Here is a 13,759-nt window from a genome sequence, read left to right on the forward strand (position 1 = left end):
GTGGTTACTGTGGGCTTAGTTTTATCCAGCGTGGCCGTGTCCGTCACCGCCGCCGCGGCATTGCCCGCGCTGTCGGTCACTGTCACCGACAGCGTCAGGGTACCGTCGTTCAGGTTACCCAGGTTGATATTGTCGATGCTTTGCGTCGCTGACGTCAGGGTGCCGTTGCCGGTCACATCAGTCCCGCCGTTGGAGCTGGAGATGGTATAGCTATAGCTGGCCCCCACCTCGCCCCCGGTAAAGCTGAAGCTTGCCGAGCTGGCTTCAGAGCTGTTGTAGCTAGTGTCATTCAGCGCCACACTGTGGCCGCTCGGCACCGCGGTATCCAGCGCACTGGCTGCCGTCACCGCTGTCGCCGCATTGCCCGAGGCATCCGTAAGCGTCACCGACAGTGTCAGATCACCGTCATTCAGGCCGCCCAGGTTAATGTTGCCGATACTTTGCGTGGCTGACGTCAAGGTCCCGTTGCCGGTCACATCAGTCCCACCGTTTGAGCTGGAGATGGTATAACTGTAGCTGGCCCCCACCTCGGCACCGGTGAAGCTGAACGAGGCGCTGCCTTTCTCCGAGTCGCTGTAGAGGGTATCGCCAAAGGCCACGCTGTGGCCTGTCGGCGCTGCAGAGTCTATAGTCACAGCCAAAGTCGACGAAACAGACGTATTCCCTGCCGTATCTGATATCATTGCTGATATATTGTGTACGCCAGTCGTTAATGCTGAACTAGGAGTAATACTCCAAACACCACCACTCACCACTGTATTGCCAACGGAGCCATCAACACTAGAGAATAGTGTAACGGTATCACCATTTGTACCGGTGCCAGTGAACGTCGGAATGTTGTCGTTAGTTATGTTATCCGAGTTTGAGGAGCCAGAATCACTGCCCGTACTCAGATCTGGAGTGCTTGGTGTACTCGGTGCGATATTGTCCAAAGTAATATTAGTGCTATCACCAGTTGAGGTGTTACCAGCAATATCAGTCTGGGTGGCCGACACCGTCAGTGTACCGTTATTAAAACCGCTGACATCCAGCTCACTTCCGCTCAGCGTCCAGTTGCCCGAGCCGTCGGCGATGACCGTACGGCTCACCGAGCTGTTAAAGTCGGTAATGGTCACCGTCACACTGTTGCCAGCCTCGGCCCCAGAGCCGGCGATCAACACATCGTTGTCTTCTGCTGCATTAACGATGCCATCACCCTCAATCGGCGTGGAGATGCTCGGGGCGCTTGGCGCTGTGTTGTCCAGGGTGATACTTTGCGTGGATGCCACCGAAGTGTTGCCCGCCGTATCGGTCTGGGTGGCTGACACCGTCAGGGTGCCATTGTTCAGACCACTGACATCCAGCTCGCTGCCGCTCAGGGTCCAGTTGCCCGAGCCATCGGCGGTCACGGTGCGGGTGGCGGTATTGTTGTTATCGGTGATGGTCACGGTGACACTATTGCCTGACTCGGCCCCAGAGCCTGTGATCAGCACATCGTTATCTTCCACGGCATTGACGATGCCGTCGGTTTCTATTGGGGTGGTGATAGTCACGGCGGATGGCACTATTGTATCAATGGTGACACTCAGCGCGCCGGATGCCGGGCTAACGTTGTTGCTATCAGAAGCCGCTTTTGCTGTGATTGCGTGCGTCACACCAGCCGCGAGTGTGCTGGTCGTGATCTGCCAGTTTCCGCCGGTTGCAGTGCCCGTACCAATAACAGTTGCGCCCCCATCCACTTGATCACTATATAAAGTAACAGTCGAGCCACTTTCAGCAGTCCCACTCAACGTCAGAGTTGTATCGCTAGTGATGTTATCGCTGTTTGATGTACCGGTATCCGAGACAGCATCCAAATCCGGTGTAGATGGCGCATCCGGCGCAGTACTCACCGTGGTAAAGCTGAAGGTGGCATCGTCACTGATCCCGGCAAAGCTATTGCCTGCGGTGTCATCAACGGCAGTGGCATCAACGCGGATGGCATAGCTTTTACTGCCAGTTAAGTTGTTGGTGGGATTGATATAAATTTTATCGTTGGTAATGCCTATACGCCCAGCCGAAGGCGCTGTGGTGGTGCCATCACTCTCGGTGGCAACATCAAACACCTCAAAGTCACTGCTATCGGTCACATTACGAATGGTGATATTGCCGCTGCCAAGCGCGATATTTTCATCAAAGTCGATAACAATATTATTGCTGACAGAAACATTAGTAGCGTTGTCAATTGGCGTCGAGTTACTGCTGTCAAAAACGGGTGGGGTTAAATCTGATGTAACTGAAGATTCAAAGTCTATAGTATCGATAATGACAAAAGTCACATTTGAACTTTGGCCTGACGTGGTAAATCGTACCTCATCAATATTGCCCCATTGGTTATCAAACGAAAGTATACCATCGTTGTAGTTGGTATTTTTAGTATAAGTAACTGAACCACTGCTATCCGATTGGGTAAAGTCTATCGTATCAGAAACAATACTGTTGCCATCTTTGTAACCTGTGATGGTTACTACATGATTAATGGTATTCGTTACTGTGGATGAATCTGTTATCGAGCCGGCCTCCATTGAAACCAGTTTAAACTCATCACCACCGCTAGATTTAAAACGGAAATCAATATCACCCACAGAGGCATTAAAACTACCACTATCTGATAAGTGATACAACAACGCATTATCAGCATTTGCACTATCAATTATCCCAAAACGATCACGGCCATCGATAGAGTCATTATATCTGGCCATTTTTCCAAAAGCCGGGGCAGCGCGAGAGTAATCGACGCCATCAAACGTGGTTGGATTAGATAATAACGCGGGGCCACCATTTTCAAAGGTGACATCATTCGGCGGCGTTGCAACTGCCACGGCAGGTACTAAAGCCACTACGGTCAATCCAACTGCAACCATTGCCTGTGTAATTTTATTTAATCTCACTTCCCTGCTCCAACAGTTTCTGTTTTATCTTAATTTCACTATCAAACTCACAACCTACAAAGGAAGTACAATAACCGATATCTTTCAATTGACTCAAATTCTCAACTCAATTTAACGAGTGGATGTATACTTTCTGAAATAACGAGTAGCTGGACCCTTATTTACAAGAAACCCGGATTTAGGGTAACAACTGATACGCTAATTATGGTATTACAGCTCATTACACCTATATTCCCTCAGCGCTCAAACAAACCTTGTAATCACAGTCAGAGGCCACTGAGTATTTAAACCCTCAATTGGGGTACCAGGGGTGGGAGTCCCCCTGGAAAATACAGCTAACTTAATTACGGCTCGGATAAATCCCATCAATACTGATGGCATAGTTCATAACCTTACTCGGCGGGTTAATCGGGAAAGAAAGACCTGATCCCGTAGCACCAATGGACACATTTGGCGCAGGAATGTTACTTGCGTCAACAGTAACCGTAACGGAATCACTTGCCATCGTTGTATTTTTTGCTTTTGAATAGGCTTTTTGTATCGGGGTCACATCAAAACCACTCGGAGTGCCACCGGTTGCCCAGTAGGCATTTTCCGCATCATTGGTGTCCCCTGTTCCATTAAAGGCATTAACCTTAGCTTGTCCTGCCAGAACTGCTCCAGGACTACCCTGGGAGGTTGCCACCGCAGGATGACTGTGCATAGGAAGATTCTCAATATACAATGCTTGAGTCTCAGAACCATAAAAATAACCCAGATACCTGGGTTCTAAACCTGGTCCAGTGCCTTGACCTACCGCAACCCGACCACGTAAGTCAGGTATGCCAAATGTAGCTCTTCCATCTCCTCCATGAAATGTACCTAACAAAGAAAACAATGCGGTGTATGATTGGATACTTTCATTCTGGCCGTAACACAAAACAAAACCACGTGGGGCAAAGTTAAATCCATATAGCTCAACTTCTCCTAAAAAGGCTTCTGTACTCATTTTCATTCCTTTGGCTCAAGATAATAGAACACCCGCTTGCAACCCAACCATTTGGGCAAAGCGGTACCCATCAAAAACACCTTGTGGCGTCGCAACAATATCCAGCTTGGCAGCACTCTCTTTAGTCGCTACCACCAAGCCTGAATTCAATCCCACTTCAATCACCGTACCCGGCGCTATACCTGCCAGATTCAGTTTCTGCTTGCTTGCTTGTATAAGCTGAATTTCATTAGCGTTAAAACGGATCCGTACACTTGCGAAATCCCCACTCCCGGCTCGAGCCATATTTACGATCTCTGTTGCAGTGTGTTGCTCCCAGTTCACGACAAGCTCTTCCGGTTGAGGAAAAGGCGCAGATGGATACTCGCCACTTTCCTGTGGCCGCCATTCAATTGTTTGGTTGTCCAATTGCTCAATAAATTGGTGTAACAATTGCGGAATAAACTGGGCACTCTTTTGATAAACGCACATCAGATTTTCAAAAGGGTGAATCGGCATATCGAGTTGTACACCAACCTCCCCTGAATCAATTTCTGTGGTTACCTTATGTACCGTCAGTTGGATACTGGATAGGCCATGCCTAACCTGCCAATATAAAGGCATTGGTCCTTTATACTTAGGTAAATCACTGGGATGGATATTATAAATATCATGATGAAAGTAATTGAGCAGTTCTTCACTAAGTATGTGGCGAAATAAATACACCATGCCATAACTTGCCGATAACGCATCCAGCTCTGCAATTAAGGGAACGGCATTCGTTGTCGAATACTTGAGTACTTTTATATCCAGCTGTTTTAAAACCTGAGTCAGTTGTAATAGATCTGGATTTGGTTCTGCATCAAACAACACAACACACGCCAAGCGCCCCTGTGTCTGTAAATACTGGATGGCCGGTAGCGAAAAGCTACTACCGGTGAAAAATGCGAATTTCCCTGTCATGCTTCGATTATCCTTTTGTTGCGATGAAGCCAGGAAGGCCTGTAAGTTGATAATAAAACTGCACCTTTTCACCACTGCTTACCACAAAATCATGAGGATTCATGGCTCTGGGCTGCATATCCACATAAAAGGTCATATCCGGACAAGGATGAGTAATTCCGGAATCATACTGACCGACAGATTCACCAGCATATGTCTCAATATGAGCGTAAATCGCCAGGATCCGATCTTTCATATCCGCAACACCGGTAGGAAGCGCTATCTTATTTGCCTTGACGACTTTCACACCACTTTGTAGCTCAATCTCAGCCATGCCCAGCAGACTGGATTTAGTAATTTTAAAAATCTCGCCTAATTCGATCCGATCAGCTTGGGCTTGCTCTGACAGATTATCAGAGTGAGTATATTCCGTCGTTTTCCATTGTTGATTAAACTCAGTTTCGCCATGAATTAACATTCCACGCACCGATATTTCTTTCGGAATTAGCCAGCCATCAATGGAGAGAAACTGGATCAAATGCTTTGCAATACTTAGTTGCCCTTCTTTTGTAAAACCATGCTGCATAGCCTCCAGCACCAGCAGATCGATATCATGTTGAGGGATATACTTAGTTGCATCCTGCTCAACAATCTCCTCAATATAATCACTGATAGAAAGATCTGCGACAAGCTGGCGAAGGGCTATTATTGCTCCTGGCTGAATATCAACTAAAGTCACTTTTAGTTGCTCGCTCGTAATATTTCCCTGTTCTTTATAAAACTGCAACAACGGCAACAATAACGGAGCGAATGGCCCACAAGCAGGATATAAAATATGAATTTGTTTTTTATGTTTTAACTGCCCTTTAACTGCTTTATCAACACCGCGGGCAAACCCACTTATACGGTAGATATCTTTAATCGTGGTACGGCAATTTAACGGGGACATAATTAACCCCGATTCGCTCACGAACTGATAAGTTAATAGTTCCTGGCTAAGCTCAGCCTGCGCCATAGACAAAACGGCACAGTCGTACATGTCCGTAAACAACTTGGTTAATGTTTGATGTTCTACTTTTTCTTCTAGCAAAACAGCTTCAATCGCTTTGGTAAAACTCTTCTGCAATAAGTCTCGTCGCTCCCAATCAGACAACTTAGCTTTAGTCAAAGACTCTAGCTGTTCTCTCAGCGAGTGTTTCAATAAATCATCCACTACAGGTTCAGCAAAACCGAGCTGCTGAGCTTGTTGCTGCTGTTTTTGTCTTATCATTCTAATTCACTTACTTATCACTAAACCTGAAATGACCAGACTTGGTCTCCACTATTACCACCAACCACCACGATAGGATCCCGACCATCAATACTTTTCACCATCTGTACCGGGTTTAATCGTGCCCGCCCGTACTGGCGTACAAATTGGTTGTCGGGTGTGAATACTTTGATTTGTCGTGCCCCCGAATCCCAGACATGAATATTGCCCAGAGAATCTATCGTGAGTGAACCTGGCCCGTTTAGCTGCTGCGGTTTATCAATACCAAACTCACCAATAGCCTGGACGAAAGCCCCGTTTGAGCTTAAGTGAGTAATAGCGTGCTGGCCGGTAAACAGCGCAAATACATCGCCGCTTTCGCTCACGGCAAAGTCTTTTAATATGCCTAATTGGTCACTAAATGGGATTTCGAATCGAGACTGCAAAGAGGCCGAATCATAAACGTGTATTGAAGACTCGTTCTGGTATGAAAGATATAAGAGATCCTGATATCGACGCGCCATTCGAAGCTGGCGTGTCAATGTCAGCGTCTCACCTTGTGGCGCTTCAACGGCAAAAGTTGGCACGTTGATTCCCAATGCAGCAACTTGCTGCTCGGTCAAGCGACTGCAATTATCTTGAGCGGCACCGTCTGTTGATAATTGATTATTGGCAAATACCGGTGCTGATAATCCCGCGACACTGGCCACGCCCAAAGCAGCAAAGCCCGTACCGATAATCTGACGACGTTGCTGATCTAATTCTGCAGGTGATCCTTTTCGCATTATTCTTGACCCTCGATTGCTGTCGTATCAGTGGTTAATGGTGTAAACGATAAGGTGTAGCCCGGCTCTGAACCTGTCGAATAACCCAGCTGCACAACACCTCTGGCCTTCGACGTCTCAGAACCGCTAATGAATTGCTGCGTCGACGATGAAAAAGGGATCACGAAAGGAAGGTTAAGGCTACAGTCATAGCCGGCTAAACTGTGATGCCCATAAACCTTAATCTCGGTGCAAATCTCGATGGCCTGAATACTACTCTGCTCGGGTAGAGCTGCACTCATGTTCAATGCCTGTTGATTACCGCTAGCGAAATCAGACGCCGTTGCACGATCCAGCCGCCCTTTCGCCGCTAACGGTATGCGTTCTCCGTTGAGATCTAGCCCATACGCAGACAGCTCAACAGCCTGCGGAATCAATGATCCTGTCGGTTTAAGGGATGATACCAAGTGCGAGAAAATACTGACCTGCGGCTCTGTCGCCAGCGCTGCCTTCATGGTTTCCGAAACAACCAAATCAAACTGGACTTCAGGCTGCCAACGGGTTGCATCGGCACAGGTATAAACTGCCACGCGATCTCCCAAGCCAAACGCATCGACTAAAGCTTGGAGCTTCTCCAAGGACTCGGCGTGAATATCGAGCATGGTTACCTGAAGCTGCTCTGCTGAAAACATCCCCATCAGCGGCAGTAATAAAGTCGCAAAAGGACCGGTTCCGGCATATAACACAGAAACGGGTTGTTCAGGGTGTAATCTTTCGCTAATGGCCTGATAGATACCGCGTACAAACACCGCGGTGCGCAACACTTCTTCCGCACACTGCGCCGCCGTTGTCATTGATACCGCCTTCCCATAGGGTGTCATGGTAAATTCGGTGTCCAGGAAAATATCGGGGTGCAAGTCCAAAGCGCTCAAATTGGCTAGGCTGGTTGCCAGTTCCCTTACCGGCTGACGTAATCCATAACGTTCTTCGTGCGGACAGGACACAATCTGCTCAGCCAACTTAGTTAACCAGGCTTGTCGCTCTGGGACTGAATAATCTGCCAGCTCACGATGCTCCGGCAGGCCAAGCATATTTCGCAGCCAGTCGTTGGCAATACAGTCAATCACCACATGGATACGGTCTTTGCTTCCCCGGTGATATACCGCATGTTCCATATCAGCATTGAGGTACCACAACTCGCCCTCGCTCATATGGGCCGACTCGCCCTCGATGATAAACTCAACATCGGGATCGGTTTGCAGGCAGAGATGAAGCCGGGCCTGACCTTTCGAGAAACACAAGCCGTGATCCCGGTGCGGTGCAATTGTTGCTCCTGGGCTCAAGCGCATTAAGCGAACAGAAAGAATGGGGCAACTTAGCTGAGCGAGAAAAGCGGTAAGTTCCGGGCAGCTCTGTAACGAGGCATAATTATCAAAATCCGCCTCAGATTCTGACTCTTCCAGCGCAAATGCCTGCAAGATCGGTGATTGGTCCTGATACTTGGCAAGACCGCGCAATGGGAACACATCCCATTCGCCGTCATAGCAAGCACGGTTAACATGGGCTAACCACTCACTATCCGACAGCGCTTCAATAGAAGCCAGCAGGGTTGGAGAGACAGGAAAGTCTAGCGGCAGACGACGGAAACCAATGTCTAACATTTGACACCAAGATACAAATAAACACATACACAATGGTAATCAAAGTTCATACTGGCGCAAAATATATAGGAATCAATCGAGATGCAAAGTTCAACATATGCAATGTTGTTCACACTTTTATCGATGCTCTGAATGTATTGTGATGAATTTATCAACAAGCTATCGGCTTTTTTCGTCCTCACTCCGAGCATCTAGCAAGCCCTAAGCCAGCCTAGTCCGCTTAAACCCCTAGCCTTTCCCCCTCACTAACTGGTAAAATCCGCCCTCAACAAAAGTCCCAAATATCAACATAGAGAGTTATTCCTCATGGGAAGAAAGTTCGAAGTACGCAAATTGTCGATGGCAAAAACGCAAGGCGCCAAGATCAAGGTTTACTCAAAATACGGTAAAGAGATCTACGTCTGTGCTAAGAACGGTAGTCCTGATCCAGAAAGCAACCTTGCACTACGCCGTTTGATTGAAAAAGCTAAAAAAGACCAAGTACCATCTCACGTTATCGAAAAAGCGATCGATAAGGCCAAAGGTGGCGGTGGTGAAGATTTTGCGACTGCGCGCTACGAAGGTTTCGGCCCGGGTAACTGCATGGTTATCGTTGACTGCCTAACTGACAACAACAACCGTACTTTCATGGATGTTCGTCAGGCATTCGTTAAGAACCACGCCAAGATTGGTGGCCCAGGTACCGTTGCTCACATGTTCGAGCACCAGGCCGTATTCCAGTTCAATGGTGACGACGAAGAAGCCGTTCTTGAAAACCTGATGATGGAAGATGTTGACGTTAGCGACATCGAGTGCGAAGACGGTATCATCACGGTTTATGCACCGCACACTGAGTTCTTCAAGGTCAAGAATGCGCTAACGGCAACAATGCCAGATGTAACGCTGGATGTTGAAGAAATCTCTTTTGTCCCTCAGACAATGGCTGAGATTTCTGGCGATGATGTAGCATCATTTGAGAAATTCCTTGATGCGCTAAACGACTGTGACGACGTTCAGAACGTTTACCACAACGCTGAAATCGCTGACTAATTAATATTTAGTCTGATGAATAGCCAAAAGCCGAGCACTGCTCGGCTTTTTTGCTTTCTAGCCTTGTTCCATTCGTTCGCACAAAAAAAAGCGGCGGCACAAGGCCACCGCAAAACTGAAGATTACTCTAAAAAATCACAAGTTTAAAAGGCTGCTCCAAAAGATTCATGAATGCGATTTATTGCATCCGACTAGAACCAAGTTTCCATCTGTAGGGCAAAGATCATTTCACCACCTTCACCCATAGTGCTTGCATCATTGTCCAGGCTCACTGAGTAGTTGTTCAGATCTTCGCTCCAATCAACATATGATGCTGCAAAACGGATTTCCGGACGCTGGAAGAAACCACCAGACGTATCTAGCTTGAAGGTTGGTGCAATAGTCGCCTTGTAGAAGCTACCGTCAGCCTGCTCGGTACCGTTGTCTAAATCCATGTACTGGTAAGAACCTTCGTACACCATCTCGAAGTTTTTGGTTAGCTCTTGAGCCAGACGAACGTTCGCCGTCGCCCATAGGAACTCATCGCCGTCTTTAACACGATCTTTGCTAAATTCACCCAGGAAAGCAGGCGCAATACGCCAGTTATCGGCAAAACGGGTTACACCGTAACTGAACAAACGCACAGCCTGAGCATCTTCGTTCAGGTTGCCGTTTGAACCAATACCCTTCAGCTCAGCACCCAGGCCCTGACCGACAAGAATACCCGTTTTGGAGAAGCCTTCACCGCCGCCGTAGAAGTTGTTGCCATGATAGGCGAGTAAAGCGTGGTAACCGTTTTCGGCACGTTTGGTCGGTGATGATGCAGTTTGATCTCTGTCTTCGTTATCAGCCGCTGTCATTGCGTTAAGCATTAACTGCCACTGGCCGATGTAATTGTTCATCGTAACAATGTAGTTTTCAACTTCCAGGCTTGAGCTATCAATGGTGCCGAAGTCACGACCATAAATAGAGAAGTTGCTCTGCCAGTCTTCGCTAAACTGAACATCATAAATACCCGCACCGGTACCAGACAAGAAGACAATGTCTGTATCCATGAAGTGAATATCGAAGTTATCGCGGTCAAAACGTTTACCAGCCCAAATGGATGCATAAGCCAGCGCACCATCAAACGAGTCCAGGCCTCCTAGCTCGGCAAAAATCTGGCGAACGTTCAGCTTAGAATCATCAGCTGTCCACTCGTTGTTGGTTTCGGTGCTGTCCGCTATCATCACGCGGTATTTTGACCATGAACCGTCATCCTGACTGATATTATGATCAAGGATGACTTCTACATAGTTGTCATCTTCAATACCCAGACGACCAACCGCTCCGCCCAGCGCACCTGCCGCTGTCATATACGGGCCTGTGCCTGATGCGCCGTTCAGGTCGTCATTAATTAGCAAACCTGAGCGAGCATAGCCGTGAAATTCAAACGCAGACGCCTGTTTCTCAGCATCAACTGCCACCTGCTCGGTCTTTTCCAGACGCTTCTCTAAATCAGCAATCCTTTGCTCTAAGCTCGCTGTATCGCCTTGAGCCAAAGCGGCACCAGAGCAAGTTACGGCAAAAGACACTGCAAGTGATAAGAGGCTTTTTTTCATCATTCTAATTCCATCTATCCATTAATTTGTAAACCACTAAACAACGGAGCTGATTATTGCTAAACCGGTTTAGTTGATCGAGCAAAACCTGCTAAAACCGTTTAGCTTTGTGATCGTAGTGTCAAAATTGCGCATTATGTGATCTAGATATATGCAGGAAAGGAATATGATTCAGCATATGAATTGCGCATAAATCACGCATAAACTCCGGTTATGCTGAAAATTTGTCAGATCGGCTATTAGACGCGTTGAGTTGTTTTTTTTGGAGCTGAGAGTTGAGGAGAACAAGCCACAAAATAGTGCAACTGATAGTGCACCCGCTCTCAAATGGTGCAACCACATTGTGTGCTGAGCACTTGTCTTAAGGAGCCCCCGAAATATCAACACAAAAACTGGCACTTTATTGCACCAATTATCCTGCTAACACTGCATTGCCAGCGCAATTCTCTGCGCTATGTTCGTTTTCCGACAATGGCACCAAGATTGCTTTAAAGGTATCAATATCATTGAGTTAGGGAAGACATAAGATGAACTTGTCGGAAAAAGAAATGCGCTGGTTGCCGTTCTGGGGATCGACGGGAAAACTAGCCATGCGAAAGGCCTGCTGGCTTAACCGTTCCCGTAGTTCGACACTTGAGCAAACGTTTGAAAGTATTGCGAACAACCGCGTTCACATACTCCAGTCATGGGTAAATAGCCAATGGGACTTCCTGCAAAATGCCGCCCTGTATGTTGCTACCAAACCTGACGACGAGAAAAACAGCGTACTAAAGCACTTACTGGAACGTAACGGTGATTTCTCAGAGCTTTTCATTGTTCAGACAGCCGGTAGCGTGAGTTTCTCAAGCTATGAAAGACATATCGGTACCCGGCACGAAAATAAAACGATACTCGAACAGGGACTGAAAGCGCCGTTCCTTCACGGGCCCTATGTCGACAAAGCAACCTTACAAATCGGCCCCTCGAGCTCAGCATTTCATGATGAAGTCACGTTGATGTTCTACCAGCCCCTCAGTGTCGACAACCAGATTATCGGTTGCCTCTGCGGCCGCGTACCCAACGATGTCATGGGGGATTTGATCCAGCGTGAAGCCGGCCATATCTATAATGAGTCCGGCGATAACTACATTTTTATGGTCGACTCTCGTCTCGATCCCACGATCCTGCCGGGTACCGCCCTCTCCCGATCCCGTTTCGAAGACAATACTTTTTCTCATGGCGAGAACCTAAAGTCCGGCGTGAACACCAACTGGGGGATGGTCAAGATACGCCAGCATACCGAGTTTGAGATCCGGTTTACCGATCCGGCGACCAACGAACTGCATCCCGGCGTGCGGGAAACCATCGCCAACGGCTCCAACCTTTATATCGATTATCCGGGCTACTCCGATTACCGGCACATTCCGGTGATCGGCAAAGGCGTGACCTTCCAGCTCAAAGGATCGCCTGATCGTTGGGGAATGATGTGCGAAGCCGATCTGGAAGAAGTCTACCGTCACCGCTCGCTTAGCTTTACCCTGAGCAAGCAATACACCCTGGCACTGATTTTCTCCCTCCTCACACCACTGCTGCTGACCCATTGGTTATCACTGCCGATCTATCAGCAGGGGCTGGTCACCCTGCTTACGATCATTCTCAGTACACTGAGTTTTACCTTCCTGGCAGCCAAACCCATCGCCCGGCAGCTACAGCAGATGTCGGATGTTATCCAGACCATCGCTGAGGGTAATGGCAACCTCAAGCAACGCTTGGATACCGTTCAGTTCAAGCCTGACGAGTCTGGAGATATGGGGCGCTGGATCAACAGTTTCATCGACAATCTCGACGGCATTATGAGCGAGATGATCCATGCATCCAGCGAGGTGAAACAGGTCAGCGAATCCATGCTCAGACGCTGTGATCTGGTTGATCAATCCACCATTGCGACAGCCAACTCAATCGATGCGATGCTGTCTCTTGCCGACAGCCAGCAGCAGGAGATTTCCAATGCAACCGTCGCAGCCAATACCATGCAGCATGAGATGCACAGTACAGTTGATAACGCCCAGAAGGAATACCAGCAAGCTGTCAGCAATACCAATAAAATCAAGGAGATTGTCGAGGCCTCGGCACGCAGTGTCAATGATGTAAACAACCAGATGCAAGAGATTGACGACATCGTCAAACTGATTTCGGAAATCACCGATCAGACCAACTTGCTGGCCCTTAACGCGGCTATCGAAGCTGCCCGCGCCGGCGAGCATGGCAGAGGTTTTTCAGTGGTGGCTGATGAGGTACGCAACCTGGCTACCAAGACATCACAGGCAGCCAATCACATCGGCAGCATTATGACCAAGTTACGGCAGGAGTCGGAAACAGCTGTCAACTTCATGGAGCAAGGAGTCAAGAATGTCGAGCAGAATACTTTCCGTCTGGATGACGGACAACGAAGCCAGAAGCTTCAGCAAGCAGTCGACACTATGTTCGATAATATCAGTCACATCGCCAGTTCAAGTGAAGAACACGCCAACACCGCTAAAAGGGCTCAGACCACCACACAATCGCTGGAGATTTCATCACAGCAGCTAGCCCGTAGAACAACGCTGCTCAAAAATGCAATCAGCCGACTCAACCAGTTGGTCGACCGCTTTGAGGTCTCAAAAGCAGCCTAAAAATCGC

The 13,759-nt window shown here is 48.1% G+C and carries 9 protein-coding genes; 2 read left to right on the forward strand and 7 right to left on the reverse strand.

Annotated elements, in window-relative coordinates:
• The 6 genes from BIT28_RS12735 to BIT28_RS12760 form a co-directional block, all read right to left on the reverse strand.
• Positions 1-2,909 (reverse strand): beta strand repeat-containing protein (locus tag BIT28_RS12735; protein ID WP_245823687.1); only part of this gene is annotated, 2,909 nt, incomplete at its 3' end.
• Between the two features lie 340 nt (positions 2,910-3,249).
• Positions 3,250-3,897, reverse strand: a complete 648-nt coding sequence (locus tag BIT28_RS12740) for a phage tail protein (protein ID WP_075764243.1) — start codon at positions 3,895-3,897, stop codon at positions 3,250-3,252.
• 15 nt (positions 3,898-3,912) lie between these two features.
• Positions 3,913-4,839, reverse strand: coding sequence for a methionyl-tRNA formyltransferase (locus BIT28_RS12745; protein ID WP_075764245.1), 927 nt, complete (start codon positions 4,837-4,839; stop codon positions 3,913-3,915).
• Positions 4,840-4,846: 7 nt separating this feature from the next.
• A complete protein-coding gene (locus tag BIT28_RS12750) occupies positions 4,847-6,088 on the reverse strand; it encodes an SAM-dependent methyltransferase (RefSeq protein WP_075764247.1) in 1,242 nt (413 codons plus the stop codon).
• A gap of 20 nt (positions 6,089-6,108) precedes the next feature.
• Positions 6,109-6,852: an NHL repeat-containing protein gene (locus tag BIT28_RS12755; RefSeq protein WP_075764249.1), complete on the reverse strand. Its 744-nt coding sequence runs from the start codon at positions 6,850-6,852 to the stop codon at positions 6,109-6,111.
• Complete coding sequence (locus BIT28_RS12760) at positions 6,852-8,492, reverse strand: aspartyl/asparaginyl beta-hydroxylase domain-containing protein (protein WP_075764251.1); 1,641 nt, start codon at positions 8,490-8,492, stop codon at positions 6,852-6,854. Before BIT28_RS12760 ends, BIT28_RS12755 begins: the two co-directional genes overlap by 1 nt.
• 306 nt (positions 8,493-8,798) lie before the next feature.
• Here BIT28_RS12760 and BIT28_RS12765 point away from each other — a divergent pair, with 306 nt between their 5' ends.
• On the forward strand, positions 8,799-9,521 hold the full coding sequence (locus tag BIT28_RS12765; RefSeq protein WP_075764253.1) for a YebC/PmpR family DNA-binding transcriptional regulator: 723 nt from the start codon (positions 8,799-8,801) through the stop codon (positions 9,519-9,521).
• Between the two features lie 191 nt (positions 9,522-9,712).
• Here BIT28_RS12765 and BIT28_RS12770 read toward each other — a convergent pair whose 3' ends face one another.
• A complete protein-coding gene (locus tag BIT28_RS12770; protein WP_075764305.1) occupies positions 9,713-11,101 on the reverse strand; it encodes a carbohydrate porin in 1,389 nt (462 codons plus the stop codon).
• A gap of 527 nt (positions 11,102-11,628) precedes the next feature.
• Between BIT28_RS12770 and BIT28_RS12775 the strand changes: the two genes are divergently transcribed.
• Positions 11,629-13,752, forward strand: a complete 2,124-nt coding sequence (locus BIT28_RS12775; RefSeq protein ID WP_075764255.1) for a methyl-accepting chemotaxis protein — start codon at positions 11,629-11,631, stop codon at positions 13,750-13,752.
• Positions 13,753-13,759 lie beyond the last annotated feature (7 nt).

The organism is Photobacterium proteolyticum (assembly GCF_001939735.1).
GTDB classification, from domain to species: domain Bacteria; phylum Pseudomonadota; class Gammaproteobacteria; order Enterobacterales; family Vibrionaceae; genus Photobacterium; species Photobacterium proteolyticum.

Coding starts and splice junctions, on each gene's coding strand:
- BIT28_RS12740 (WP_075764243.1), bottom strand. CDS start 3,897: ATGAGTACAGAAGCCTTTTTAGGAGAAGTTGAGCTATATGGATTTAAC.
- BIT28_RS12745 (WP_075764245.1), bottom strand. CDS start 4,839: ATGACAGGGAAATTCGCATTTTTCACCGGTAGTAGCTTTTCGCTACCG.
- BIT28_RS12750 (WP_075764247.1), bottom strand. CDS start 6,088: ATGATAAGACAAAAACAGCAGCAACAAGCTCAGCAGCTCGGTTTTGCT.
- BIT28_RS12755 (WP_075764249.1), bottom strand. CDS start 6,852: ATGCGAAAAGGATCACCTGCAGAATTAGATCAGCAACGTCGTCAGATT.
- BIT28_RS12760 (WP_075764251.1), bottom strand. CDS start 8,492: ATGTTAGACATTGGTTTCCGTCGTCTGCCGCTAGACTTTCCTGTCTCT.
- BIT28_RS12765 (WP_075764253.1), top strand. CDS start 8,799: ATGGGAAGAAAGTTCGAAGTACGCAAATTGTCGATGGCAAAAACGCAA.
- BIT28_RS12770 (WP_075764305.1), bottom strand. CDS start 11,101: ATGAAAAAAAGCCTCTTATCACTTGCAGTGTCTTTTGCCGTAACTTGC.
- BIT28_RS12775 (WP_075764255.1), top strand. CDS start 11,629: ATGAACTTGTCGGAAAAAGAAATGCGCTGGTTGCCGTTCTGGGGATCG.